The organism is Henriciella sp., assembly GCF_029937755.1.
Taxonomy (GTDB): Bacteria; Pseudomonadota; Alphaproteobacteria; order Caulobacterales; family Hyphomonadaceae; genus Henriciella.
Genome location: NZ_JAPYPG010000001.1, coordinates 581,224 through 608,170, shown reverse-complemented (window position 1 = coordinate 608,170; position 26,947 = coordinate 581,224). Strand labels below are relative to the sequence as shown.

The window sequence follows — 26,947 nt, the reverse complement described above, 5'->3', positions numbered from 1 at the left end:
AAAATTCGGGGGAAGGGTTCAACGGAAAGTGGCGGTCATTCCGCAGCAGGGCAAGGCTCCGGCGCATCCATGGTCTGGTTGTCGAAGCGCTCGACCCAATCCTGGTTGCGCGGCAGCGGATCGAAACCGGAGGCGCGATAGAGAACGAGGCGGCGCTCGATCGGACAGCCATTCGACCGCGTGCCGAGATCGACGCTGATCTCTCCGACTTTCTCGAAGGTCTCGAAATCGGCCGCAATGGCCGGGCGGCGATTGGGGCGATAGCTCGCGACGAGGACATCGCCGTCCATGTCATCGGTCAGCGGCTGCTGCTCGGCAAAGCTGTGGGCGCCTTCATTGTAACGCCACAGGATCAGGGGCGCCTCGATCCGGTCCTTCAGGTAAAAGTCCAGCCCGTGCCAGATCTCGCGCTCGTCGACGAGCAGCGCGCTCGGTGTACCGGTCTCCTCGACAAAGCCGGTGAGCCTGTCGGAGATCGCGTCCCAGCCGCGTGTGCGCTTCAGCGCATTGTCGAGGTCCAGCGGGCCGGAGAGGGCCGCCGGGAACGTCATCGCGATCATCATGAACAGCCCAAGCACGCTGTGCAGGCCGAGGCCGGTCCAGAACAGGCCCTCCGGCTTGAACCGCGAGAGATAGCCTGCCCCCAGGATGATGCCGGCCCAGACAAGGCCCACAATGATCCGGGCGGTCAGCGTAAAGTCCGGCACCAGAAGGAAGCCGAACCCGGTAAGGCCTGCAATCCAGAACCAGAGTGGCCGGTTGGTCCGGGCTCGCAGGAAGAACAGCGCGATCAGGACGGAGGCGGCGGGATAGGCGGTTGCGGCCCAGTTGGCATGGGCGCGCGACAGGATGGACTGGAAGAAGATGATCACCAGCACCGGCACGATGAAGCAGGCCAGCCAGAGCTCCTGGCGGGCCGGTTCGCCGGAGACACTGCGGCGCATGAAGATCAGCCCCGCGATCAGGCCGAGAAAGCTGATGGGCCCGAATACGCCCATCTGGTCGGCGAGGAACTTCAGTGCGTTTTCCGGATTGAACAGGTCGCCGCCAAGATTGGCATTATCGACCGTGTGCCCGACGGTCGCGAAGTCGTTCTGGGCGTTCCAGACAAGGTGTGGCGCGATGACGGCGAGGGCCAGGATTGCGGCCAGCCCGCCCTTCAGGCTGAACAGGTTACGGCGTGACGGCCCGTCGATCAGCATGACCAGGGCAATGCCGATGGCGAAGTAGAGCATGGCATACTTGGCAAGGAAGCCTGCGCCGACGGCGAGCCCAAGCGCGGCAAAGCCGGCCCAGCCAGCCTCGCCTGCGCGCACTCGCCAGAGCAGCCACAGGGCGAGCGCCCAGATCGGCATCAGGACCCCGTCTGTCGACAGGACTGTGGAGGACAGGAAAACCGCCGGCATCAGCGCGTAGCCGACCGCGGCCATCAGTCCGATGCGCGGGCCGGCCATGGTCCGTCCAAGGAGGAACAGGCACCAGGCCGCTATCGTGTGCAGAAGGGGCGCCGGCAGCCGGATCGCCCAGGCCGAATCGCCGAAGATGGCAGTGGTCGAATGGATCAGCCAGGCAATCAGGGGCGGTTTGGAGTAATACCCCCATTCCAGGGTCTGTCCCCAGCGCCAATACTGTGCTTCATCCGCATACAGCTCAAGCGGGGTGAGCAGGATGCAACCCAGCCGGACAAGTAAAAGTGCTCCGAGAATCAGAGCAGTAAGGCGCGCGGCGGCCGAGGGGTCGTTGATGCGGTTGAACATGCGTCCCCGCTGCTAGCGCGCGTGGTTCGGCTTGACCAGCCCCGCCCGGCAAGTGTGGCTTTTTTGCAAGGGTTTTGACGACTTTGCTGCAGTGCACAGAACAGTAACATGACTGTCACAAAACTGTAGCACGCGGCGAATAGAGGCGCGGTCAATTGGCTTCGGTGTTTATTTAGATGGTGGCCGGAGCCGTTCAACCGAAGAGGGGTTCTTCATGTCCAACTGGAAGCTTTATTCCGGCGTTGCTGCAGCCATCATGGCCACCGCAGCCATCGTCGCACCTGCCGAAGCGCAGGTGACCTCGTCCGGCATCCGCGGCACTGTAACCGATGAAGCTGGCGCACCGGTCGCCAATGCAGACATCGTCATCCGCGATGATTCTACCGGCCTCGTTCGCACAACCACGACGACGTCGAATGGTCAGTTCACGATCCGCAACCTGCCTGTCGGCGGCACGTACTCCGTTTCCGTCATGGCTTCGGACTTCCAGAGCCAGGAAGTCCCGGGCGTGATGCTGACCCTCGGTGACACATCCGAGGTCAACTTCTCCCTCTCCGAAGGCAACCGCACGATGGAAACGGTTGTCGTCACGGGTTCAGCGTCCGACTATGCGCAAGTCGCTGTTGGCCCTTCGGCCACCTTCGGCCTCGAGACGCTGCAGGAAGCTCCAGCCATCAACCGCAACATCACCGACGTCCTGCGTATCGACCCGCGCGTCTACGTCGATGAGTCGCGCGGCGACATCAACTCCGTCCAGTGTGCCGGCAAGAACTCGCGCTTCAACTCGCTGACCGTTGACGGCGTCAAGCTGAACGACAATTTCGGCCTGAACTCGAACGGCTACCCGACCGAGCGTATCCCGTTCTCCTACGACGCCATCGAGCAGGTCTCTGTCGAGCTCGCTCCGTTCGACGTGCAGTATGGTGGCTTCTCGGCCTGTAACATCAACGCCGTCACCAAGTCGGGCAGCAACGAGATCCACGGATACGCTTTCGCCGACTACACCAATGACGGCCTGCGCGCCGACAGCCTCGAAGGCGACGACATCACCACCGGTGAGTATGACGAGTACCGCTATGGCTTCGGCATCAGCGGTCCGATCATCAAGGACAAGCTGTTCTTCTTCGCGGCTTACGAGAAACTGGAAGGCGCCAACCTCTTCGACCGCGGCCCGATTGGCTCGGGTGCCGTCAACGAAGTGAACATCACGCAGGCCGAGGTCGACGAGATCCTCCGCATCGCCCGTGAAATCTACCAGTACGACCCGGGTGAAATCCCGACGAGCTTCGACAATGAAGACGAAAAAATCCTCATCAAGCTCGACTGGAACATCAACGACGACCATCGTGCAGCCTTCACCTACAACTACAATGACGGCTTCAACATCTCGCAGTCCGATGGTGACCTCAGCGAACTCGAATTCTCGAACCACCTTTATGAGCGTGGGGCGAAACTCGAAGCCTATGTCGGCTCGCTCTACTCTGACTGGACGCCGAATTTCTCCACGGAAGTCCGCGTCGGTTATTCTGAGCTGAACAACCGCCAGAACTCGATCGGCGGCACCGACTTCGGCGAAATCACGATCGAGACCGACGATGTCGATGTCTACCTTGGTGGCGACGACAGCCGTCAGTCCAACGTGCTGAACTACGAGACGTTCAACCTCGCCCTCAAAGGCTTCTACACGGTCGACAGCCACAATATCTCGTTCGGCTATGAGCGTGAAGAACTCGACGTCTTCAACCTGTTCGTCCAGCACACCGAGACCGAAATCGACTTCGACGGCAACAGCGGCGCAACGCTGCCGGGCGTGTTCGATCCGGCCATCGAGAACTTCGAACTCGGTCTCGCTGACAACATCAACTACAATAACGCACCGTCCGGTAACCCGGAAGATGCCGCTGCTGACTGGGGTTATGCGATCAACACGCTGTACGCCCAGGACGAGTATGACTTCGGCACCGGCTTCGTCCTGACCGCTGGTCTGCGCTATGACTGGTACACCACCGACGACAAGCCGGAGACCAATCCGGACTTCCTCGCTGACTATGGCTTCAGCAACGGTCAGACCCTCGACGGCGAAGGCCTGCTCCAGCCGCGTGTCGGCTTCACCTGGGACATCAACGAAGACCTCGACCTTCGTGGTGGTATCGGCGTCTATTCCGGCGGTAACCCGAACGTCTGGCTGTCCAACACCTATTCCGCGAACAACGTTCTGCAGTTCGGTGCTGATGGTGGCGACTTCGGTCTCGAGCAGAATGGTGGCCCGTCCATCTTCGACATCCCTTACGTGATGTGTGAAGACGGCGTTCCGACCGGACCTGGCTACTGTATTCCGGAAGACATGGCTGATGCCGTTGCTGCTGGCGCAGGGTCGAACTTCGAGATCAACTACCTCGATCCTGACTTCAAGCTTCCATACGAAGTGAAGATGTCGCTCGGCGCGACCAAGTATGTCGACATCCCGGGCCTGGGCAACGACTATGTCCTCTCGGCTGATGCTCTCTACACGATCACGGAAAACAGCGCCGTCTGGATCCGTGGCGACCTTGAGCAGACTGGTACGACAACCGGCCCGGATGGCCGCGTCTACCCGACCTACTCCAGCGTTCGTGAACCGGCCTTCGTGCTGACCAACTCCGACAGCGATGCGAAGTCCCTGCTTCTCTCGGGCTCGATCGCCAAGCAGTACGACTTCGGTCTCAACTGGTCGTTCGGCTATGCATACTCGGACGCCGAGGATGTGCACCCGATGACCTCGTCGGTCGCCTTCTCGAACTATGTGAACCGTGCCTTCTCGGACCCGCAGGATGTGTCGGCCGCTACGTCGGACTACAACATCAAGCATCGTTTCACCGCTCTGGTGAACTATGAGCACGAGTTCTTCGGTGACAACACCACGCGGTTCTCGCTCTTCGGCCAGGCCAATTCGGGGCTCCCGTACAGCCTGACCATCGACGAGAACCCGAACAACATCACCGGCTTCACGCCGTTCCTCGAAGGTAACCCGTTCCTGGCCGCCGGTCAGGTGCGCAACGACGAGGAAGGCTCCTGGTGGGGCAAGGTCGACCTCAAGGTCGAGCAGGAATTCCTGCTGCCGAACGACCATGTGGCTTCGGGCTTCGTGGTGGTCGACAACCTGACCAACCTCCTCAACGACGAGTGGGGCATCCTGCGCCAGGCTGGCTTCCCGCGTCAGTGCACGGTCGATGCGACCGGCACCCCGACCGAGCGTTGCGAGAGCCGCATCGGCGACGCGTCTCGCTACGAGATCCGCTTCGGTGTGCGCTACGAATTCTAGGCTTCGCCTGGATATAGTTTGATCGGGAAGGGCGGCTCCATGTGGGCCGCCCTTTCTCTTTGGGGTGAGCTATGGCAAATCGCGGTTCATGACTGACACGACCATCGCTTTCACCCCGCCGGAATGGGCGCCGCAATCGGCCGTCTGGATCGGCTGGCCGCATCTTAAGGACGCGTGGGCCGAAGATTATGACGGCGCGCAGCGCGAGATCGCCGCGCTTGTGAAAGCGCTCGCGCCCGTGGTGCGTGTGAAGCTGGTCATCGGTGCCCCGCATTCGCGGCCCGAGGCGGCGGATCTCGTCGGCGACCTCGCAGAACTCTATGACGCGCCAATGGGCGACATCTGGCTGCGCGATATCGGCCCGGTCTTCAACAAGTACCGCAACCGGCTGGAGGGGATCGGTTTCACCTTCAATGGCTGGGGCGGCAAATATGAGCTGGAAGGCGACACCGAGACGGCTGCCGCCATCGCCCGGCTCGAGGGGCACCCGCTGAAACGCCTCGACTTCATCCTCGAGGGCGGGGCCGTCGAGCAGGACGGTGAGGGCACGCTGATCACGACCCGCCAGTGCGTGCTCAACCCGAACCGCAACCCGGGCTGGACCGAGGAAAAGGCCGAAGCCGCGCTGAAACAGGCCTTCAATGTCAGCCGTGTCATCTGGCTGGGCGACGGCCTCAAGGGCGACCATACCGATGGCCATGTCGACAATATCGCCCGCTTCATCGCGCCTGGTCATGTCGTCTGCCAGACGCCATCGGGTGGCGATGATCCGAATGCGGACATTCTGCGCGAGATCGAGGATACGCTTCGCGCTGCCGAGCTGAAAGTCTCCACCATTCCATCGCCGGGCCGCATCGAGGATGAGGATGGCGAACCGGTGCCGGCCAGCCATATGAACTTCCTGATCTCGAATGGCCGGGTGATCCTGCCGGTGTATGAAGACGAGCATTCAAAGCTGGCGCTGGCGGAACTGCAGGCGCTGATGCCGGAGCATGAGGTGATCGCGCTGCCAGCCAATCATAGTCTCACCGGGGGCGGCAGCTTTCACTGCATGACCCAGCAGGTGCCTGAACTTGAAGGAATCCTGACATGAGCCGTACACTGAAGGTTGGCGCCATCCAGGCCTCGTTCAGCCAGGACATGCAGGCCAATATCGACAAGGTGAGACGCCTCGTGCGCGAAGCCGCCGCGCAGGGTGCCGAGGTGATCCTGCCGTCCGAGCTCTTCTGTGACCACTATTTCTGCAAGGTCCAGGACGAGAAATTCTTCCGCACGGCCTATCCGTGGGCGGAGCATCCAGCCGTCGTCCAGCTGGGCGACCTCGCGAAAGAGCTGGGCGTCGTCATTCCGGTCTCGATCTATGAAAAGGACGGGCCCGAATACTATAATTCCATCGTCATCATCGACGCAGACGGGACCCCGCTCGGCGTCTATCGCAAATCCCATATCCCCGACGGGCCGGGCTATATGGAGAAGTTCTACTTCCGGCCCGGCAATACCGGTTTCCGTGTCTGGGACACGATGAAAGGCCGCATCGGCGTTGGCATCTGCTGGGACCAGTGGTTTCCGGAGGCCGCGCGCGCCATGACGCTGATGGGCGCTGACGTGCTGTTCTACCCCACTGCCATCGGCTCCGAGCCGCATGATGCAGACCTCGATACCGCCGCGCGCTGGCGCCGGGCGATGCAGGGCCATGCGGTCTCCAATGTGATCCCTGTCGTTGCGGCCAACCGCACCGGAGACGAGGAAGGCCAGGTCTTCTACGGCACGAGTTTCATTGCCGACCATGCTGGCGAGATCGCCGCCGAGCTTGGCCGCGATGAAGAGGGCGTCATTACCGCCGAATTCGACCTCGACTTCCTCGACCGCCACCGTGCGGCCTGGGGCTTCTTCCGCGACCGGCGCACCGATCTCTACGAGGTGCTGGGTTAGGCGTTACTTTTGGATTGGTAATTTAGAGGTATACCGTCACGCCCGCAGTTGCGGATCAGGCTCTGGGTATGGGTCATGATAAGGTTTGCAACGTACAGCTTCTGCAGATTGCTTTGTACAAACTCCTCCGGAAGCGATTTTTTCATGATTATGTTCAGGTAGTGCCGACCATCAAAGGCTTCGTGAGAATAGTTCTCTTCTATCGAGAAGCCATCGATGCCTGCTGATGGAAAAGAAAACTGAAGCCGTTCGCGAAGCTTGGAGGCGAACTCATCGGTTTCAGCAGGCATGTAATACACCACGACCAATTTCCAGACGTTCAATTCGACAAAAATGCGTAGTGCGGTTTTAGGCGTTGAGATGAGGTAAGACGCTCCAAGCTCGCCACGATTGTGCAGGATGTCGACCGACACATTTGATCGAGGCGTGCGCCGCGACGGTAGCCGCGGCAAACGATGCGGTTTGAATGGTCTGGGCGAAGCGTCTGGTGTGTCGATCGACAAAAATGTCCGTGGAAGAACCTCTTCCAAGAAGGAGTCCACTTGCTGCTGCACGCCTCCAAAGGTTGCATCCCGTTGAGAAAAAGCCACGACCAGAAACAGAATAAGACCGGAACCGGCCATCTGCGCTGCCGACATCCCAACAAGCACCCAAGTCTCGTGACCGCTTCTACCCATGAAGTGCAGGATGAAGACGACAGAGCAGATCAAAATCGCAGCGATTACGGCAAAGGAACTAAACTTCACCCAGGTTGGAATAAATACAAGATTGCGATTTTCCATGAACGCCCCCTGCTAAATCAGCCCTCAATCCATGATGCACATCACTAGAGGATCGTCATCCAGTGATTTTACGATTGTCGACCGCGACTTGGAACCTGACGAGGATGCCGCTGATTAGTTTGACTGTAATAAAAGGAGCCAAGCGTGGTGGATATCCAGACCGATGTGGCCATTATCGGGGCGGGCACGGCCGGGCTGGCCGCTGAACGGCATGCCCGTCAGGCCGGTGCGCGCACGCTGTTGATCGATCCATATTTCGCCGGAACGACCTGCGCGACCGTTGGCTGCATGCCATCGAAACTGCTGATCGCGGCGGGCAATGCCGCTCACACGGCACGAATGGCAGACGGCTTCGGGGTCCGCCTGCCTGGGCCGGAGATCGACGGACCCGCCGTCATGAAGCGGCTGCAGGCCCAGCGTGACCGCTTTGTCGACGCCACGAAGGAGTCGATTGATGATCTGCCGGACGGCACCTGCCTGAAAGCGCGGGCGCATTTTACCGGCGCGACCTCGCTCGCGCTTGAGGATGGCCGCGCGGTGCAGGCGAAATCCATTGTCATTGCCACGGGGGCCAGCCCTGTCATTCCCGGGCCGTTCAAGCCGGTCGAGGACCGGATCATCACCAATGAGACGCTGTTCGAGCGGGCCGACCTGCCGAAATCTGTGGGTGTGATCGGGGCCGGGCCGCTCGGCCTCGAAATGGCGCAGGCCCTCGCGCGGCTGGGTGTGCGGGTCGAGGTATTCGACATGGGCGAGACGCTGGGTGGCCTGCCGAAAGGTGAGGTGGAGACCTCGCTGCGAGACGCGCTGGGGCAGGAGATGCCGCTTCGCCTTGGCGTGAAGCCAGAGGCACAGCGCTCGAGCGATGGCGTAAAGCTCAGCTGGAGTGGTGCTGAATCCGGTGAGGCGGCCTTTGATCATATTCTGGTGGCGGCGGGCCGTGCGCCCAATCTGAAGGGGCTGTCGCTCGAGGCCGCCGGTCTTGAACTGGACGAGCATGGTACGCCGGTCTTTGATCCCGACACCATGCAATGCGGCGACGCGCCCGTCTTTATTGCCGGTGACGCTGATCATGACCGCCCGGTCCTGCACGAAGCATCCGCCGAGGGCACCATTGCGGGCACCAACGCGGCCGGCTTTCCGCACGTGCAGCCGATGCGCCGGAAAGTGCCCCTGCAGATCATGTTCACCGACCCGAACATGGCGACTGTTGGCACGACCGAGGGTGAGGAAATTGTGTGCGGCCGCGCGGACTATTCAGACCAGGGCCGGGCCAAGGCCATGCGGGTCAATCGAGGCCAGTGTGAGATCTTCGCCGACGCCCGTGACGGGCGGCTCACCGGGGCGCGGCTTGTCGGTCCGGAGATCGAGCACATCGCCCATTTGCTGGCGTGGAGTGTGCAGGACAGGGTTACGGCCAGCGTCCTGCTGGACCGTCCCTTCTACCATCCGACCCTGGAAGAGGGATTGAAGTCGGCGCTGCAGCAGATCTGCGCAGCGGTCTCAGCCCCCAAATCACCGGAACGCGACGACGGCTTCCTGCCGGGGGCTTCCTGACACGCCGGCATGAAAAAGCCGGGCAGGTTTCCCGGCCCGGCTTCCACGGCGGTGTTGTCGCGCTGGCTAGTGCAGCGCGCCGTTGGATGTGAATTTCTGGGCCTGTTCGATCCATTGCTCGCGGGCGACACGGCCCTTGAAGGCGAGGAAATCATCGACCCATTTGGCTTCCGCCTCTTCCCAGGCCGCGATCTGGCGGAAATGGAAGATGCCGAGATCGTTCAGCGTCTTCGAGAGTTTCGGGCCGATCCCCTTGATGCGGGTCAGGTCGTCAGCGTCACCCTCCGGAGCGTCAATGCCCAGCGGGCGCCGCAGGGCGGCTGCAGGGACTTCGCCGACAAAGCGCGACATGTCGAAGATGTTTGAAAAGTCACCGGCCGGACCGTTGCGGCGGACCTGGTCGAACCAGTCGGTCAGCACGCCACCGGGAACTGTCTGCGGCCAGCGCATCCAGCTCGGCATGGATTCGAGCACCTTTGCGGTGTTTTCCCAGTGCTGGAGGTTGAGGTCGGCCAGTTTGCGGAAGACGTCGCGTGTCAGGTCTTCAGAGGTCGACTTCTCGGCGTCGGGATGCATGGAGAGGACGGTTTCGAGCCAGGCTTCTCCGGCGCTCCGGCTGAGGTCTGTCCAGGCGGCAACGGACTCCGTCCAGAGGTCAATCGGACTGATCTTTGCTTCGGCAGTGTTCATCGTTGCGCTCCTTTGAGCTTATGCTGCAGTGCAACATAGTCAGTATTGAGCGCATTATCAAGCTATTTCGCTTGTTGCAGGGCGCGCCTGCTTCGCATCTGCAGCGTCAGGGGCCAGAGAGGAGATGGCATTGCCGGCAATTGTTCTGCCGCGCGAACGTCATATTAACGCCGTTTGCGAAGCATCTTATGCTCAGCACGACCAAACAGCCGAGCGCCACCATGCCCAGCGAGAAAACCCTGTCGAGCCGCATCATGCCTGTGCCCCGGGCGGGCCGTGTGCTCGTCTTCGATTCCGGCATGGGCGGTCTGACGGTCGCGCGCGAGATCATGGCGCGGGCACCGGGCATTGCGGTCGACTATGCCGCCGATACCGGATTCTTTCCCTATGGCGACAAATCCGATGAGGCGCTGCGTGCGCGCCTGCCGGACGTTGCCGAACGCCTTGTGGCCCGGGCGAGACCGGATGTCTTCGTCATCGCCTGCAATACGGCCAGTACGCTGGCGCTGGAAGAGGTCCGCGCCCGGCTTTCCATCCCAGTTGTCGGCACCGTACCGGCCATCAAGCCGGCCGCCGCGCTGAGCCACACCGGCACGATCGGCCTGCTCGCCACGCCGGGCACGATCCGCCGGCAATACACCGCCGATCTCATCCGAGATTTTGCGCGCAATATGAGCGTTATCCTGCACGGATCGATCGAACTGGTCCGCCTCGCGGAAGCCCATGCGGCGGGCGAACCCTATGATGCGGGCGGGTTCGCCGACGCCCAGCAGCCACTCTTCGATGCCGAGGGCGGTGACGAGATCGATACAATTGTCCTGGCCTGCACCCACTTCCCGCTGGTGCGCGACCAGCTGGCCGCATCTGCGCCCCGGCCCGTGCGCTATATCGATTCCGGTGAAGCCATTGCCCGCCAGACCCTGCGCGTCCTGTCGCGCCAGATAGAGATGCGGCCTCTCGAGACCGGCACGGGCGGGCGCGTCTTTCTCACGGCTGACCCGGGCGAGAGTGCCCGGCTTGTGAAGGTCTGCGCCAGGTTCGGCTTCCCGGATGCAGTTGCGGTGGATGACAGAAGCGGTGAAGAAAGTATGACGGCGCGCATCTGACTGTCACAAAACTTCGATATTCGGGCCAGAACGACAATCTGACCCCACACGTCTGGAGAGGCTAAATCCATGCGCAATCTGCTCGCCATGCTCAGCCTGGCCACCCTCGCCGTGGCCTGCGCGCCGGAAACCGACCTGTCTGAAATCGATGCCGCGAGCGGGACGGTGCCCGTCCTGGCGGCCTCGCCGGACCAGAAGATCAAGATCGTCGGTTCGTCCACCGTCGCGCCTTTCTCGACCACTGTGGCAGAACAGTTCGGTGCGATCTCGAAATTCCCGACACCGATTGTCGAGACCACCGGCACAGGCGGTGGCTTCAAGGCCTTCTGTCAGGGTATCGGCCCGGATGAGCCCTCCATCTCCAACGCATCGCGCCGGGTGAAGCCGTCCGAGATCGAACTCTGCCGCAAGGCGGGCGTGACGCAGATCGTCGAGATCAAGATCGGCTATGACGGCATCGTTCTGGCCAACGCCAAGGGCGCTCCTGAAATGGACCTCACCAAGGAGGAAATCTTTCGCGCCCTCGCCGAAGAGCTGCCGGACGGCAAGGGCGGGTGGATGAAGAATCCGAACCAGACATGGAAGGATGTCGCCGATCACCTGCCGGACATGCCGATCCTCGTCTCCGGGCCGCCGCCGACCTCAGGCACGCGCGATGCCTTCGCCGAGCTGGCGCTGGAGGGCGGGGCCGAGGAAATCCCGGAGCTCGCAGCCCTCAAGGAAGAGGACAAGGACCTCTTTGCGAAGAAGGCGACGACGATCCGCAATGACGGCAAGTGGATCGACTCCGGTGAGAACGACACCGCCATCGTCCAGACGCTTATGAAAAATCCCGACAGTATCGGCATCATGGGCTACTCCTTCCTGGAGCAGAACCTCGACCGCCTGAAAGGCGCGCATGTCGGGGGCACCGACCCCACCTTCGACCAGATTGCGAGCGGTGCGTATGGCATTTCGCGCTCCATGTTCTTCTATGTGAAGAAACAGAATGTCTCGCTGGTACCGGGCATCGAGGGCTATGTCAGCGAGTTCACCCAGGAGGATGCCTGGGGCCCGACCGGGTATCTCGTCGAAAAGGGCCTGATCCCGCTTTCCGCCGAAGAGCGCGAGGCCGAGCGTGAACACGCGCTGGCACTGGTCCCGATGAGCGCCGAAGACCAGGGCAGCTAGGCGGCCTCCGCCAGGATTTCGCCAAGAACATGGCGCGAGCGCGCCACGACACGCGCAGTGCCGGTGCGGTAATAGGCGAGCGCGATGGCCGCGGTCGACAGCGCCCAGCCGCGCCCCCTCAGCCAGGTGCTTTCGGTCGCCCCTGTCGCGCGCGCAAAGGCGCTGCGTGTTTCGGCGTCAAAGACCGTATAGGCCGCCATCAGGTCGCAGGCCGGGTCGCCCAGCCCTGAAAGCCCCCAGTCAATCACTCCGGAAATCTTGCCATCTCGGACAAGAAGGTTTGCCGGATGCACGTCGCCATGTATCCAGGTCCGGTCCTCCGGGCGGCAGGCGGGGGCCGCCAGGGACGCGTCCCAAAGATCCAGCAGGCGCGGCCCGTCCAGCTCATCGGAAAGGGTCCTGATCGCAAGCCGGGTCGGCTCGTCGCGCAGGGCGAGATCGGTGCCCCGCCAGTGATTGTCAGGAGCCGGCTCGCTTGCGAGACTTCTGCCGCTGCCCTGCAGGTCGAGCAGGAAGAGGGCCAGCCGGTTTGCATCTTCGGCGGTGGCAGGGTGTCCGGCGCGTTCCATGTCCAGACCGTCAAGCCAGGTGCAGATGACCCATGGTGCCGGCGCCGGATCGGGCAGGAAGCCCCGCGCCATGAATTCAGGCGTCTCGAGCGGCAGGTCCTGCAACGTCTTCAGTGCCGACGGCTCGCGGTTGATCAGGGAGGGGGCTGCTGCATCGGATTTTGCAATCCGCAGGCAGAGATCTTCATCGATCCGGAAGAGAAAATTGTCCGTACCGCCGGCATAGACCGGGCGGACTCGCGCATTCGACAGTTCAGGAAAACTGGACCGGACCAGCGACCGGATGAGGCCGATATCCGGTTCAAGGCTCACTCTTCGGTTACTTTCTCTGGTGGCTTCCGCTTGCGGCGGCGCAGGCGGATCTTCTGCCAGAAGCGCTTGCGCTCTGGCACGGGCAGCGGGTCGAGGTTTTCGATGAAGGCTTCCGCGCAGGCCTTCCAGCTATAGCCTTCGGCATATTTGCGGGCGGTTTCCCGGCTGAGGTCCAGCGCCTCGACGCAGGCCTTTTTCAGGTCGTCATCGATCACGCCGGATTCCGAACCCGGAATGATGTCGCGCGGTCCCGGCGCGTCATAGGCGGCGACCGGCGTACCTGAGGCCATGGCTTCCAGGATGACGAGGCCGAACGTGTCGGTGAGGCTTGGAAAGCAGAAGACGTCGGCGCTGGCAAAGCAGGTCGCCAGCTCCTCATTGAACTTCGCGCCAAGGAATTTGACCTCGGGATAGCGCTTCTTCAGCTCCTGCAGCTGTGGTCCTTCGCCGACGATCACTTTCGTGCCCGGCAGCTCCAGCTCCGTGAAGGCCTCGATATTCTTCTCCACGGCCACGCGCCCGACATTCAGGAAGATCGGACGCTTGAGGCCCTCGAACGGGTCGCCGGGCTGGCCTTCCTCGATGCGGCGCGACGGGTGGAAGAGGTCGATATCCACGCCGCGTGTCCACGAGACGACATTGTTGAAGCCGTGGGCTTCCAGTTCCTGGCGCATCGACGGTGTCGCGACCATCACCTTGCCGGAATATTTGTGGAACCAGCGCACGAAGCCATAGCCCCAGGCCGTCGGCACAGGGAAGCGCGCGGAGACATATTCCGGGAAGCGCGTGTGATAGCTGGTCGAGAAGGGATGTTTTTCCTTCAGGCACATGGCCCGCCCGGCGAGCCCCAGCGTTCCTTCGGTGGCGATATGGACGGCGTCCGGCTGGAAATTCTCGAACCGCTCGGTGATCGCCTTGCGCGCAAACAGCGCAAGCTTGATCTCGCTATAGGTCGGCAGCGGCACAGTGCGGAATCCGTCAGCCGGCGAGACCACTTCCCACTCATGGCCCATCGCCTCGCATTCGGCGATAACGCGCTTCATGGTGCGCACGACGCCGTTCACCTGTGGCTCCCAGGCATCGGTGATGAGCATGATCCGCATTCGGTCTCCTAGCTTCGGCCTCAGTGCGACACTTTTAGGCGCATTCGATTGGGCGTAAACCTGTCGATCAGTTGCAAGTCAAACAATAGTGCAGCAGGTTCTGGAACGGAGCTCAACCATGCCTGACTTTGGAAATTCGGCCAGCGCCGGCTGGGACACGCTGGATGCGTGGAAATTTGCAGACGAGGAAGCCCTTGTCGCCGACATCCTGAAATCCTTCCCGCTCGACGAGCGTGCGCGCACAGCGGCCGTCCGCCGGGGACGCGAACTTGTCGAGACCGCCCGTGCAGCCGGACGGTCCAAGGGCATGATGGAAGGCTTTCTGGAGGAGTTCGGCCTGTCGAATGCCGAGGGCCTTGCCCTGATGTGCCTCGCCGAGGCGCTGCTGCGCGTGCCGGATGCCGAAACGCGCGACGAGCTGATCGCGGAAAAGATCCGCTCCGGTGACTGGGGCTCGCATTCCGGCCAGTCCGACAGCTGGCTGGTGAATGCCTCGACCTGGGGCCTGATGCTGACGGGCCGGGTCATCGGTCCGCCGGACGACGCGAAGAAGGGCCCGAACACTTTCCTGCAGAATCTCATTCGCGAGAGCGGCGAGCCTTTCATTCGCACGGCCATGCTCCAGGCCATGCGGATCATGGGTGAGCAGTTCGTGCTCGGTCGCAGCGTGAAGGAAGCCCTGAAGCGCGGCCGCCGCATGATCAAGGATGGCGACGCGGCGAATTTCAGCTTCGACATGCTGGGCGAGGGGGCGCGCACCGCTGATGACGCCGAGCGGTATTTCCAGTCATATATGGACGCGATCAAGGCGGTCGGCGCCGATGGCGATCCGTCCTTTGCGCCGGAAGACAAGAACGGCATTTCGGTCAAGCTCTCCGCGCTGCATCCGCGCTACGAGGCGGTCAACGAACAGTGCGTCATGGCGGAGCTTTATCCGAAACTGCTGGCCCTCACCGAGGAAGCGGCAAAACACAATATCAATCTCTGCATCGATGCCGAGGAAGCCGACCGGCTGGTGATCTCGCTGAAGCTGCTTGAAAAGCTGATGCGCGAGCCCGCGCTGAAGGACTGGGCGGGGCTCGGCCTTGCCGTGCAGGCCTATCAGAAGCGTGCCGGGGACGTGATCGAGCGGCTGTCGCAGCTCGCTGGCGAGACCGGCACACGCCTCATGGTCCGGCTGGTAAAGGGGGCCTACTGGGACACCGAGATCAAGCACGCCCAGGAAGAGGGCATGGTCAACTTCCCTGTCTTCACGACCAAGCCGGGCACCGATCTCAACTACCTCTCCTGCGCGCACGCCCTGCTGATGGCGAGCCCGCGGCTCTATCCGCAGTTTGCGACCCACAATGCCCATTCGCTGGCGGCCATCCTGATGATGGCGGAAGCTGAAGGTGTGACGAATTACGAGTTCCAGCGCCTGCATGGCATGGGCGAACCGCTCTACGGGGCGGCGGGCGAGGGCGCGAATGTCCGCGTCTATGCCCCGGTCGGGGCGCACAAGGACCTTCTGCCCTATCTCGTCCGCCGCCTGCTGGAGAACGGCGCGAACACCTCCTTCGTCCATTCTTTCCTCGATCCGGATGTGCCGGTCGAAAAGGTCGTGGATGACCCGATTGCCAAGGTCGAGGCCGGGCCGCGCCGTCATCCGCGTATCCCGACGCCGCCACGCCTTTATGGTCCGATGCGGAAGAACTCGCTCGGGGTCGATATTTCGCAAGCCGGCGAACGCGACGTGCTGGAGCAGAATGTCGCCAAGCTGGAAACCGGGCCGGCGCTTGAGGCTGGTCCGATCATTTCCGGCAAGCCGAAAACTGCGGGGGGCGAACCCGTATCCCCGCCCTTCGACCTGTCGCGCACACTCGGCACGGTGCTCGAAGCAAACGACGCCGATGTCGATGCCGCGCTCGATGCAGCGGTGAAATTCCAGCAGCAATGGGACCAGCTCGGTGGGGCAAAGCGCGCGCGCATCCTCTCCGCCATGGGCGATGCGCTTGAAAACAATATGGACCGGCTCTGCGCCCTGATGGCCGAAGAAGGCGGCAAGACCTTCGGTGACGGTATTGCCGAGGTTCGCGAGGCGGTCGATTTCTGCCGCTATTACGCGATCCAGGCCGAAGAGAAGTTCGAGGGGCAGACGCGGCTTCCCGGTCCGGCGGGTGAGACCAATCATATCTCCCTGCATGGCCGCGGCGTCTTCGCCTGTATCTCGCCATGGAACTTCCCGCTCGCGATCTTCACCGGCCAGCTCACGGCTGCGCTCGGGGCCGGCAATACGGTCGTCGCAAAGCCGGCGGAACAGACCCCGCTCATCGCCTATGAAGCCGTCCGGCTTTTCCATGCCGCAGGCCTTCCGGGCGAGGCGCTGCACCTCTTGCCCGGACGTGGCGAGACAGTGGGGGCGAAGCTGACCAGGGATCCGCGCATCAACGGTGTCTGCTTCACCGGCGGGACCGATACGGCCCGTCTCATCAACAAGACGCTGGCCGACCGGCCCGGTCCGATCATTCCGCTGATTGCCGAGACGGGCGGTCTCAATGGCATGTTCGTGGATACCACGGCGCTGCGCGAGCAGGTGATTGATGACGTGCTGGTGTCAGCCTTCGGGTCGGCCGGGCAGCGCTGTTCGGCCCTGCGCATTCTTTTCCTGCCGAACGATACCGCCGATTTCCTGATCGAAGGGCTGAAGGGGGCCATGGATGAGCTGAAGATCGGCCATCCCGGCCAGGCCGACACGGATGTCGGGCCCGTTATCGATGGTGAAGCCCACCAGATGCTGACAGACTATGTCGCTCGCATGAAGGGGGAGGCCAAGCTCATCAAGCAGATGGAGGCCCCTGACGGGGGACACTTCTTCGGCCCGGCGGTCATCGAACTCAGCTCGCTCGACCAGATCGAGAAGGAGACGTTCGGCCCGGTCCTGCACATTGTCCGCTACGACCCGGACAATATCGCAGAGGTTGGTGCCGCGCTTGAAGCAAAGGGCTATGGCCTGACGCTTGGGGTCCATTCGCGTCTTGAAAGTTTCGCGAAAAAAGTGCGCGCGGCGGTCCATGCCGGCAACACCTATGTGAACCGGTCAATGACGGGGGCTGTGGTCGGCGTTCAGCCCTTTGGCGGCGAAGGCCTGTCCGGCACCGGACCGAAGGCGGGCGGCCCGAATTACATGCCCCGCTTTGCGGCCGAACGTGTAGTAACCATCAATATTACAGCCCAAGGTGGTGATCCGGAGCTTTTAAGTCTATAAGCGTCTGGCTTGAATGGTCAGGGGTGAAGATGCGCGTATATTTTATGGTTCCTGTCGCTGTCGGATTACTGGCCGCGTGCGGTACGGAAAACGCCGAATCCGTCAGCGGAGAGGAGCCCGCGCAAGAGCAATCCGGTGCCAAGGGAACGTCGGCCTCGACGGATGCGCTTTTCAACTCTCCGCCGCAGGTTGCCATCGTGAATGGCGAGCAGGCGGCCACGATCGATATCAGCCTGCCGACAAATATCGACTCGCTGCATCCCGATCTTGCCGATGAAATCCGCTCGCGCGCCAATCGCGGCACGGAGGCTTTCATTGCGGCCGCACAGGCTGACAAGGAAGCTGCCGCCGAGGAGGGTTTTGAATTCCGCCCGCACTCGCTGGACGTAAAATGGGCTGAGGTGGGCCCGGCCGAAGGGCGGCTGGCCGGTTATCTCGGAACCTATTCGACTTATACGGGCGGCGCGCACCCCAATGTCGGTTTCGACGTTCTCAACTGGGATCGCGAGACGGCCAGCCTGCTGGCATTCGAAGACCTGTTCGAAAATGACGAAGCGGCCCGCTCGGTGATGACCGAAGCGCTGAAACGGGGTCTGCTGAAGCAGAAGCGCAAGCGCCTTGAGGGTACGGGCATCAGTGAAGACGAGATGATGACGGCCTGGGTCAGCCCGGCTTTCGACGGTAATCCGGCTGTCTTCCAGGGGTTCACCGTTGGCCGCTCCTCGGAGCCCGACAAGGCCGGCGGCTTCGTCTATCACTTCGCGCCCTATGAAGTCGGCGCTTATGCTGAAGGCATCTACGAAGTGGGTGTCGGCTATCAGGACTTCGCCGACGAGCTTCACGCCGATTATGCCGATTCCTTTGGCGGCGAGCCGATCCTGCCCTGACGCGGCCGGCTACGGTTTGACGAGCGTGCAGCCAAGCCCGTTTTCATAGCGGGCCTCAGCGCTCACGACGCCGCCAAGAACACTTGTCCGGATCTTGTCCTCGCCCTCGGAAAAGCTCACTGCACTGAGGTCTTCCGTGAAATCCTCCATGCAGCTCGACATCTCGCGCTCGGCGACGAAGCGGCAGGAGCAGACCATCTTGGCGCCATAGGCGGTTGCCACCTTCGCATAGGCGACCTGCTCCTTGAGCCAGATCTGCCAGAATAGTGCGCCCGAGACCGCGAGCAGGCCGACCACCACCAGAAGAATTTTGACGAGCTTCATCGCATGCCCCTAATCTGCCCTCAGGAGACAAGGGTTAGGGAGGTGAAGCATGTTGGGCAAGAGGGTGATCGTGGCTGCGGCCTGCATGATGGTGGGCCTGTCTGCGGCCGCGCAGGAACTCGCACCGCTTCCGCCGCAGCCAGAAGGGCTAGCCTGGCCGACCGATGGCTGGGAAGAAGGCGCCCTGCCGGAGGGTGTCGCTGACGACGTGCAGGCCCTTGTCGGCGAGGCGATGCAGAAAGAGCCGGGCGAGCCGATGGGCGTCACCCGCGCCGTGGTCATCATTCATGACGGCAAGCTGGTGCTGGAAGCCTATCGGGATGGGTTCGGGCCAGAGACGAAACAGGTCTCGTGGAGCATGGCCAAGTCGATCACCTCGGCGCTGGTCGGGCGGGCGGTCGAGCTCGGCCTGGTCGAGGATATCGACGCACCGATGCCATCGCCTTTCGAGGATGATGACCCACGCAGCGAGATCACCTGGCGCCAATGGCTGACCATGACCGACGGGCTCGACTATCTCGAGATTGGCGCGACCAGCATGGCGGAGAACGATGTTATCCAGATGATGTACGGCCCGGGCCGCCATGACGTCATACAATATGTTGTGTCCGAGCTGGAGCCCGCGCACGAGCCGGGCAGGCACTGGAATTATTCGACGGCGGGGTTTCACCTGATCGGGTGGGCGCTCCAGGCAGAGCTCGCCGGCTCCCCGGATATCGAGGCCGATTCGGAAGAAGCCATGGGCATCTTGCAGAGAAACTGGCCTGTCTTTGATAAACTAAACGAAAATGCGAATGGGCAACGCCAACTTGGGTCTGTGGATTTCATGGCGGGGCCATATGAGAATCACGAAAATATCGAACGCAATTGGTCTCAGGATGAGCTGGACTGGTTCTACCGGACCGCAACTCTTACAGACTTTATGCATCTAGCCCTATTCGAACAGATCGGCATTGACGCCCAGCCGGAATTCGACGCCGCGGGCACCCATCTCGGCGGTTCGCTCGTCTGGGCGTCGGCGCGGGACTTTGCCAAGTTCGGCTATCTCTATCTGCGCGATGGCGTGTGGGAGGGCGAGCGCCTGTTGCCGGAGGGTTGGGTCGACTTCTCCCGCACCGACCCGGATGTCACGGATAGTAATATCTACGGGGCCGGCTGGTGGATCACGCCGTCGGAAACGCCGAGCCTGGAAGGGCAGGCGGCGGTCTCACCGCCCTATGATGCTTTCTCCGCCCAGGGCCATGAGGGCCAGACCATCTGGGTCGTGCCGTCGCGCGACCTTGTCATTGTCCGACTTGGCCTGATGCCGAATGGCGGTGACAACTGGCCGGCCCTCTATGAATGGAATCAACAGGTCGCCCGCGCCTTCCCGGAGACCCGATTCGCATCGAATAGCGATGAAGCTCCGGCGGCGGAAACGACGCCATAAATTTTTTTCTGCGGACGCGTCCACAGGCCCGCCGAAATCTGTGCATTACGGATCGTCAATTATGGCGGGCATGCGGACGGTCTGTTAACCATCCCTTTACCCGTTTTCCACGGCTTAGATGCGAAATGTGCCGGGTGCCCCATTGACCAAGCCTTAACCTTCAGAACACTATATCTAGTATTGGGGAAGGGCTGAGGCACCGGATATATGGCGCTTCAGGGCTTACATCCCTATATTTAACGGGCCGATGAAGAGGTTTTGACGATGTCTGCGAGCAATGCCGCCACCACTACGAAAGCCAGCCTGCGCCGGGGTAAGCCGAAAGGCCAGGCGCGCCCCGAGCTGAAGCTCGTCTCCGACATCGAGATCGAGATCGATGACTCCCGCGATGCACTGCTGACGGAGTTCGGCAAGAAGACCCTTCAGGACCGCTACCTCCTCAAGGATGAGAGCTATCAGGGTATGTTCGCCCGTGTCGCCAAGGCCTTTGCCGACGACCAGGACCACGCCCAGCGCATCTATGACTATATGTCGAAGCTCTGGTTCATGCCGGCGACGCCCGTCCTGTCGAATGGCGGTGCCGATCGCGGCCTGCCGATCTCCTGCTTCCTGAACCAGGTCGGTGATTCGCTGGACGATATCGTTGAAACCTGGACCGAGAATGTCTGGCTCGCCTCAAATGGCGGCGGCATCGGCACCTATTGGGGCCATGTCCGCTCGATCGGCGAGAAGGTCGGCCAGAACGGGCAGACCTCCGGCATCATTCCCTTCATCCGCGTGATGGATTCGCTGACGCTTGCGATCAGCCAGGGGTCGCTGCGTCGCGGCTCCGCAGCCTGCTATCTCGACATCCACCACCCGGAAATCGAGGAATTCCTCGAAATCCGCAAAGCCTCCGGTGACTTCAACCGGAAGAGCCTCAACCTGCATCACGGCATCAACATCACCGACGAGTTCATGGAAGCCGTCCGGAATGATGAAGAGTTCGGCCTGCGCTCGCCCAAGACCGGCGAAGTGCTGCGCACGACCAATGCCCGGAAGATCTGGCAGAAGATCCTCGAACTGCGCATCCAGACCGGTGAGCCCTACCTGCTCTTCACCGACACGGTGAACAACGCCATGCCGGCGCACCAGCGCAAGCTCGGCCTCAAGGTCCACCAGTCGAACCTCTGCTCGGAAATCACCCTGCCGACCGGTGTCGACCATAATGGCGAGGACCGCACGGCTGTGTGCTGCCTCTCCTCGGTCAATGCCGAGAAGTTCCTCGAATGGTCGAAGGACGAAACCTTCCTGGAAGATATCTTCCGCTTCCTCGACAATGTCCTTGAGGACTTCATCGAACGCGCGCCGGACGAGATGGCCCGCGCCGTCTATTCGGCCCAGCGCGAACGCTCTGTCGGCCTCGGCCTGATGGGCTTCCACTCCTTCCTTCAAACCATGAACGTGCCGATGGAAAGCGCGATGGCGAAGGTCTGGAACGAGAAGATGTTCAAGCATATCCGTGCTGGCGCCGACCAGGCGTCGGTCAAGCTCGCCAAGGAGCGCGGCCCCTGCGAGGATGCCCGCGATGCCGGCATGATGGCCCGCTTCAGCCACAAGATGGCCGTCGCGCCGACCGCCTCGATCTCGATCATCTGCGGCGGCACGTCCGCTGGCATCGAGCCGATCCCGGCCAATGTCTACACGCACAAGACGCTGTCGGGCTCCTTCACGGTGAAGAACCAGCAGCTCCAGCGCGTGCTGGCCGACAAGGGTCTCGATACCGATGAAGTCTGGTCCTCGATCCTTGAGAATGAAGGCTCGGTCCAGCATATCGATGAGCTCGACGAGCATGAAAAGTCGGTCTTCAAGACCGCCTTCGAGCTCGACCAGCGCTGGATCATCGAGCTGGCCGCCGACCGCACGCCCTATATCTGCCAGTCGCAGTCGCTCAACGTCTTCCTGCCGGCAGACATCGACAAGTGGGACCTCCACATGCTGCACTGGACGGCCTGGGAACGCGGCCTGAAATCGCTCTACTACTGCCGCTCCAAATCGGTGCAGCGTGCCAGCTGGGCCGGCGCGGCGGACAAGGAAAAGGTCGAGGGCATGGAAATGCCGAAGACCGACTATGACGAGTGCCTGGCCTGCCAATGATCAAACCGAAACAGAAATCGATCCAGTGAATCGATTTCCGGTTTGATCCCGTAGCGAAGCGAAGGCCAAACTGATTTGATCTCGATGCGACAGTGAAAGCTGTCTCGCGCGAGGGGATGAGAAACCCCGGCTCTCCGGAGCCGGGGTTTTGCTTTAGCTGCCGCCGCCAATATCCCTGATCAGGTGTTCAGGAAGTTTTGAAGACAATGAGTTGCGGATCGCGGCGCGATCCTTTTCAGCGTTAGGGGGCCGCGCAGCCTTTCGGACACGCAGCGTGAACTTGCTGGCGCCGCGCGCCAGCCATTTGAACGGTTTCATGGGAACCTGGATGATTTGAAATGGATAGCGTGAAGCGGTGCGCCGGCGCCGCCTCGTGCGTCACGGATGACGCATCACTTCAGCTCAGCTGGGTCTCAGCCTTGCGCAGATGGGCGATAATCCGGACCGGGAGAACGGTAGCCGACGATGGTGGACTTGCGTACGCAATGAGTCATTCGACGTCTCCTTTCTCGGTTCGGTACGCGCATTGTCGCGCAGGAGAAGGCGCTCACTACGGGCGCGCACCCTGCGCGGCAAGGTGCGGCCCCAAAGAAAACAGGAATGTTGCAAAAATCCCCTCCCCTCTGAAAACATGAGGGGAGGGGCCGATGGATCTAAAAGACGACCCTCACGCCACCGCGGATGTTCCGCCCCGGCGCCGGCACGCTGTCCTTCAGAACCGAGGTCGCATAGCGCACCTCTTCATCCGTCACATTGCGCGCTTCCAGGAAAAGCTCCGTTCCCTGCTGGCCGATGCCCCACTCCGACACGTCGAGCGCGGTGCGCAGGTCGAGCGTGGTGTAACCCTCGGTCGGCCGTTCGCCCTCGCCCGGATCGTCCTGGTCGCCCGCCATGGTGACGCTGGCGCCGGCCGAGACCAGTCCCCAGTCACCATCGAGCGATGCGTTGAGTGTTAGCGGCGGGATAAGCGGGACATTGCCGCCGCCATCCAGCTCCGCCGACACATAGTCGACGCTTGCCTTGCCGCTCCAGTCAGCGCCAAACGGGCCGTCATCAAGCTCATAGTCGGCATAGATCTCGCCACCGGTGAAGCTCGCATCCTGCTGGCTGAAGAGGTAGACGGGCAGCTCCTCGACTTCGTCCACGGCGACGCCATCAATCGTGGTCGTGCCGGGGGTCAGATAGATAAAGCCGTCAAATTCGGTGCGGAAGATGTTTGCGCCTACGCCGAACCTACGATCTCCGCGCCAGCGGAGGGTGCCTTCGAGGTTGAGACCACGTTCCTTTTCGAGGCCTGTATTGCCGACCTCATACTGGCTGGTGGCGAGGTGAGCGCCATCGGCGAAGAGTTCGCTCTCATTCGGTGCGCGCTCGGTCCAGCTCACCTGACCGCCAAGGAACCAACCCGTCTCCCAGTGCTGGTGCAGGCCAAACGAGCCGGAGACCAGATCAAACGTCTTCGCCCCGGCATTCACATTGTCGAGTTCGGTCGTGTCGTAGCGAAGCCCGCCCTCAATGCCGAAGCCATTGTCCCATTCTCTTGTCTGGTAGGCGAAGAGGCCGGTCGACCGGGTATCGGTCTTCGTGATGAAGGCCTCGTCGCCGAACGCGTCCAGCGTCTTGTCGAGCGCCTGGACACCAAGCGCGCCCTCGAAGCCGGCAAAGTCGGTGCCGATTTCGACGCGGCCTTCCGTGCCATCGCTCTCATAGCGCGTGCCCGGCTCCCCCGGCGCCTCGAACTCGACATGCTCATAATCGGCCATGGAGACATTGCCCGCGATGCGGGTGAAAGGACCGCTGTCGAGGTCGGCGCCAGCGCGTAGATCGATACGGGTCTGTTCGAGGTCGATGAAGGGCATCTCTTCCTCATGCGCTTCCGCTTCCTCACCGCCGTCTTCCTCTTCATGGTGGCCGGCATGACCCGGCAGGCCATACTGCGACTCCTGCCTGCGCACGGCCACGCCGGCAAAGGCGCCATCACCGACCCAGGACAGGCCAGCGGCCAGCGACCCGGTTTCCACGAAAGAGTTTTCCAGCGTATCGCGGGCCTCTGCATGGCCGTCTTCTTCCTCGCCGCCTTCAGCGTGCTCAGCCGCGCGCAGCGCCGAAGACTCGGCGAAGTCCGGAATGTCATAGTCGCCGAAGTCGCGGCCTGAGGCTGACAGGCTGAGAACGAAAGGCCCGGCGGCGAATTTCGTCTTCACCGCGCCTTCGTCGCCGCCATCATTGACGCTGTTCACCGCACCATAGGCTTCGCCGGAAATGGCCCGCTCAGGCAGCTTTTCGGCGATCAGGCCGTCGATAACATTGACGACCCCGCCAATCGCCTGCCCGCCATAGGCCAGCGCGGCCGGGCCGCGCAGGATTTCGATCTTCTCGGCATCGATGCCGTCACCGGCCACCTGGTGGTCAGGTGAGGCGGCGGAGGCATCGATCACACCGATGCCATTGGTCAGCACCAGCACGCGTTCGGCGCCAAGCCCGCGCAGGACCGGACGGCTCGCGGCCTGGCCGAAATGCGTGGTGGAGACGCCCGGCTGGTTGTCCAGCGTATTGCCGAGCGAGGCCTGCAGGGTCTGGACGATGTCCTCGCGGCTGACGGCTGTGGCATTGCCGATCATCTCGTCAGTGTCGCGGCTCGGGCCGACGCCCGTGACGATGACGGTGGAGAGTTTTTCGGGTGCGTCTTCGGCGGGGGTATCGGCCTCCTGGGCATGGACAAGGGCCAGCGGGCTCGCGCCCGCGATCAGGGTTGCCGCAAGCGTGCGGCGCAGCGAATTGCAAAACATGGGAGGAAAATCCTTCGATCAACAGGGATGACGCCCAGCGCTCAGAAGGCGGCGCGGGCGGCGGTCAGTCTCTATTGATGAAGGGCAGGGGGACTTCGCGGCGGCGGTGCGCGTCCGGGCGGATGCGACCAGGGCCGGAAATCGATGGCCGGCTGTTCGGCCACAATAATCGCGCGCAGCGGTTTGGGCAGTACCGGGGCGGTGGGGAGCGGCGCGACCTCGGCTGTAACCGCAACCGACAGCTCACACGAGACGCCATAGTGTTCGTGCGGCTGTTCGCCATGGGCGGCGGCATCATAAAGCGCAGCCCCCTGAACCCAGAGGAACAGGGCGGTGAAAAGGATCTTCACCGAAAGGGAAGGGGAGAGCCCACGCATAGCGTTATTAGGTAACAAGTGCGAGGAAAGGCGCAAGGGGCGAGATGCTTGCGGGCGCACAATCCGGCCCGGCTATCTTTCCTGCATCGAGGAACCATCCGCCACGCCTCCGGTTATCCTGTCGTAGCTTCAGCACAACGGACCTTGCCCATGATCAAGCTTGCTTTCGTCTTCCTCATCATCGCGCTGATTGCCGGGGTCCTCGGCCTGACAGGCATTGCCGGTGCCGCCGTCGATATCGCCATGTTCCTGTTCATCGCAGCGCTCGTGCTCTTCGCCGTGCTGCTTGTTCTCGGTCTGACTGTCTTCAAGAAAGTCACTTGACCAGCGCTAGCCAAACACCGCCCTCCGCCTCATTTACCGCGAGGCTGCTCCTGACGGCGCTGGTCGTCGCGCTTGCGCTCTTCCTCTGGGCGGTGCGCGATGCGCTGATGCTTGCATTCGCCGCAGTGCTGCTGGCGATTGCGGTTCACGGCATTGCGGATGCGATACGCAAGGCCGTAACAATGCCGAAAGGGCTCGCCCTCGCGCTGGGCGCATTCACGATATTTGCTGTCCTGGCAGTAACGATCGGCCTGTTCGGGGCGCAGCTTGCGTCTGCGTTCTCGAGCGTGATGGACCGCCTGCCGGACGCCTGGGCACGGGCGAAGGATACGCTGGAAGGCCACCCACTCGGCGCTGCGCTTGTGACCGAGATCGAGCGATTTACCTCGGGCAATTCAAAGGGCGGGTCGTTTCGCGAGATGGTTACGGGGGCCGGCGGGTTCGCCTTTCCCTTCGCCTCCGGCGTCACCACAGCCCTCCTGGTCCTCTTCGCAGCCGCCTTCATCACTACTTCGGCGAGCGCCTATTGCAAGGGTGTGCTCACCCTCTTTCCCAAGGGCGTGGACGATAAGGTCGGCGATGCGCTCGATGCTTCCGGGATTGCCCTGCGCAAATGGCTGCTCGGCATTACGGTCGACATGATCGTGATCGCCGTGCTGATCGGCCTTGCGCTCTGGCTGCTCGGCGTGCCGGCTTTTATCGGCCTGGCGCTCATTGCAGGCGTTGCGCAGTTCGTGCCGACAGTCGGCCCGCTCGTTTCGGCCATACCGGGGATATTGCTGGCTTTCACCGTGGGGCCCATGACCGCGCTCTGGACCGCGCTGGCCTATCTCGGCATCTCGCAGCTTGAGGCGAACCTCATCTATCCGATGATCCAGAAGAAGGCCGCCTCTATCCCGCCAGCCCTGACGCTCGTGGCCATTCTCGCCTTCGGCATGCTGCTCGGGCCACTTGGCGTGCTTCTCGCCACGCCGATGCTGGTCGTGGTCACCGTCTTCGTGACCAAGCTCTATGTGCAGGGCACGCTCGGCAAGGATGTCGGCGTGCCGGGCGACTAGTTCTCACGCTGCCGGGCATGCGACAGCGCCTCACTGCCGCAACGTGACCTGCGGCAAATGCTACGCGTTTGGCGGCGGGGTAACCTGTTGGAAACCCTGC

Annotated in this window: 20 protein-coding genes; 12 read left to right on the top strand and 8 right to left on the bottom strand. The window is 62.1% G+C overall.

Going from position 1 to position 26,947, the window contains the following annotated elements:
* Nucleotides 1–35 precede the first annotated feature (35 nt).
* A complete protein-coding gene (locus Q1K29_RS02975; protein ID WP_300391424.1) occupies nucleotides 36–1,757 on the bottom strand; it encodes a glycosyltransferase family 39 protein in 1,722 nt (573 codons plus the stop codon).
* Nucleotides 1,758–1,971: 214 nt separating this feature from the next.
* Here Q1K29_RS02975 and Q1K29_RS02970 point away from each other — a divergent pair, with 214 nt between their 5' ends.
* The 3 genes from Q1K29_RS02970 (at nucleotide 1,972) to aguB (ending at nucleotide 6,990) form a co-directional block, all read left to right on the top strand.
* On the top strand, nucleotides 1,972–5,058 hold the full coding sequence (locus Q1K29_RS02970) for a TonB-dependent receptor (RefSeq protein ID WP_300391422.1): 3,087 nt from the start codon (nucleotides 1,972–1,974) through the stop codon (nucleotides 5,056–5,058).
* A gap of 88 nt (nucleotides 5,059–5,146) precedes the next feature.
* Nucleotides 5,147–6,151, top strand: a complete 1,005-nt coding sequence (locus Q1K29_RS02965) for an agmatine deiminase family protein (protein ID WP_300391420.1) — start codon at nucleotides 5,147–5,149, stop codon at nucleotides 6,149–6,151.
* Nucleotides 6,148–6,990 (top strand): N-carbamoylputrescine amidase, encoded by an 843-nt coding sequence (aguB, locus tag Q1K29_RS02960; protein ID WP_300391418.1) that lies wholly within the window; start codon nucleotides 6,148–6,150, stop codon nucleotides 6,988–6,990. The genes Q1K29_RS02965 and aguB overlap by 4 nt, the downstream gene beginning before the upstream one ends.
* On the opposite strand, the gene Q1K29_RS02955 is transcribed toward aguB, so the two are convergent.
* Nucleotides 6,987–7,772, bottom strand: coding sequence for a hypothetical protein (locus tag Q1K29_RS02955; RefSeq protein WP_300391416.1), 786 nt, complete (start codon nucleotides 7,770–7,772; stop codon nucleotides 6,987–6,989). The two genes, aguB and Q1K29_RS02955, sit on opposite strands and share 4 nt — an antisense overlap.
* A 144-nt stretch (nucleotides 7,773–7,916) precedes the next feature.
* On the opposite strand from Q1K29_RS02955, the gene Q1K29_RS02950 reads away from it, so the two are divergent.
* Nucleotides 7,917–9,329 carry a dihydrolipoyl dehydrogenase gene (locus tag Q1K29_RS02950; RefSeq protein WP_300391415.1) on the top strand — a complete coding sequence of 471 codons (1,413 nt, stop codon included), beginning with the start codon at nucleotides 7,917–7,919 and terminating at the stop codon, nucleotides 9,327–9,329.
* A gap of 66 nt (nucleotides 9,330–9,395) precedes the next feature.
* Here the strand turns inward: Q1K29_RS02950 and Q1K29_RS02945 are convergent, their stop codons facing one another.
* Nucleotides 9,396–10,019, bottom strand: coding sequence for a hypothetical protein (locus Q1K29_RS02945; RefSeq protein ID WP_300391413.1), 624 nt, complete (start codon nucleotides 10,017–10,019; stop codon nucleotides 9,396–9,398).
* Nucleotides 10,020–10,207: 188 nt separating this feature from the next.
* On the opposite strand from Q1K29_RS02945, the gene murI reads away from it, so the two are divergent.
* Together murI and Q1K29_RS02935 are read left to right on the top strand one after the other, a co-directional pair.
* Nucleotides 10,208–11,125, top strand: a complete 918-nt coding sequence (gene murI, locus Q1K29_RS02940; RefSeq protein WP_300391411.1) for a glutamate racemase — start codon at nucleotides 10,208–10,210, stop codon at nucleotides 11,123–11,125.
* Between the two features lie 69 nt (nucleotides 11,126–11,194).
* Nucleotides 11,195–12,295, top strand: a complete 1,101-nt coding sequence (locus tag Q1K29_RS02935) for a substrate-binding domain-containing protein (RefSeq protein WP_300391409.1) — start codon at nucleotides 11,195–11,197, stop codon at nucleotides 12,293–12,295.
* On the opposite strand, the gene Q1K29_RS02930 is transcribed toward Q1K29_RS02935, so the two are convergent.
* Together Q1K29_RS02930 and Q1K29_RS02925 are read right to left on the bottom strand one after the other, a co-directional pair.
* Nucleotides 12,292–13,176 carry a phosphotransferase gene (locus tag Q1K29_RS02930; protein ID WP_300391407.1) on the bottom strand — a complete coding sequence of 295 codons (885 nt, stop codon included), beginning with the start codon at nucleotides 13,174–13,176 and terminating at the stop codon, nucleotides 12,292–12,294. The genes Q1K29_RS02935 and Q1K29_RS02930 overlap by 4 nt on opposite strands.
* Nucleotides 13,173–14,279, bottom strand: a complete 1,107-nt coding sequence (locus tag Q1K29_RS02925) for a glycosyltransferase family 1 protein (RefSeq protein ID WP_300391405.1) — start codon at nucleotides 14,277–14,279, stop codon at nucleotides 13,173–13,175. Before Q1K29_RS02925 ends, Q1K29_RS02930 begins: the two co-directional genes overlap by 4 nt.
* 118 nt (nucleotides 14,280–14,397) lie before the next feature.
* Here Q1K29_RS02925 and putA point away from each other — a divergent pair, with 118 nt between their 5' ends.
* The gene (gene putA, locus Q1K29_RS02920) at nucleotides 14,398–17,523 is read left to right on the top strand and encodes a bifunctional proline dehydrogenase/L-glutamate gamma-semialdehyde dehydrogenase PutA (RefSeq protein ID WP_300391403.1); all 3,126 of its coding nucleotides are present in this window, start codon (nucleotides 14,398–14,400) and stop codon (nucleotides 17,521–17,523) included.
* A gap of 29 nt (nucleotides 17,524–17,552) precedes the next feature.
* On the top strand, nucleotides 17,553–18,410 hold the full coding sequence (locus tag Q1K29_RS02915; protein ID WP_300391401.1) for a DUF3298 and DUF4163 domain-containing protein: 858 nt from the start codon (nucleotides 17,553–17,555) through the stop codon (nucleotides 18,408–18,410).
* 9 nt (nucleotides 18,411–18,419) lie between these two features.
* Here Q1K29_RS02915 and Q1K29_RS02910 read toward each other — a convergent pair whose 3' ends face one another.
* A complete protein-coding gene (locus tag Q1K29_RS02910) occupies nucleotides 18,420–18,734 on the bottom strand; it encodes a hypothetical protein (protein WP_300391399.1) in 315 nt (104 codons plus the stop codon).
* A gap of 49 nt (nucleotides 18,735–18,783) precedes the next feature.
* Here Q1K29_RS02910 and Q1K29_RS02905 point away from each other — a divergent pair, with 49 nt between their 5' ends.
* The gene (locus Q1K29_RS02905; RefSeq protein WP_300391397.1) at nucleotides 18,784–20,163 is read left to right on the top strand and encodes a serine hydrolase; all 1,380 of its coding nucleotides are present in this window, start codon (nucleotides 18,784–18,786) and stop codon (nucleotides 20,161–20,163) included.
* Between the two features lie 264 nt (nucleotides 20,164–20,427).
* Complete coding sequence (locus Q1K29_RS02900) at nucleotides 20,428–22,299, top strand: ribonucleoside-diphosphate reductase subunit alpha (RefSeq protein ID WP_300391395.1); 1,872 nt, start codon at nucleotides 20,428–20,430, stop codon at nucleotides 22,297–22,299.
* A 653-nt stretch (nucleotides 22,300–22,952) separates the two neighbouring features.
* Here the strand turns inward: Q1K29_RS02900 and Q1K29_RS02895 are convergent.
* Nucleotides 22,953–25,088 (bottom strand): TonB-dependent receptor, encoded by a 2,136-nt coding sequence (locus tag Q1K29_RS02895; RefSeq protein WP_300391393.1) that lies wholly within the window; start codon nucleotides 25,086–25,088, stop codon nucleotides 22,953–22,955.
* Nucleotides 25,089–25,159: 71 nt separating this feature from the next.
* Complete coding sequence (locus tag Q1K29_RS02890; protein ID WP_300391392.1) at nucleotides 25,160–25,465, bottom strand: hypothetical protein; 306 nt, start codon at nucleotides 25,463–25,465, stop codon at nucleotides 25,160–25,162.
* Between the two features lie 150 nt (nucleotides 25,466–25,615).
* On the opposite strand from Q1K29_RS02890, the gene Q1K29_RS02885 reads away from it, so the two are divergent.
* Together Q1K29_RS02885 and Q1K29_RS02880 are read left to right on the top strand one after the other, a co-directional pair.
* On the top strand, nucleotides 25,616–25,789 hold the full coding sequence (locus Q1K29_RS02885) for a DUF1328 domain-containing protein (protein ID WP_300391390.1): 174 nt from the start codon (nucleotides 25,616–25,618) through the stop codon (nucleotides 25,787–25,789).
* Nucleotides 25,786–26,847: an AI-2E family transporter gene (locus Q1K29_RS02880; RefSeq protein ID WP_300391388.1), complete on the top strand. Its 1,062-nt coding sequence runs from the start codon at nucleotides 25,786–25,788 to the stop codon at nucleotides 26,845–26,847. The genes Q1K29_RS02885 and Q1K29_RS02880 overlap by 4 nt, the downstream gene beginning before the upstream one ends.
* The last annotated feature ends 100 nt before the right edge of the window (nucleotides 26,848–26,947 follow it).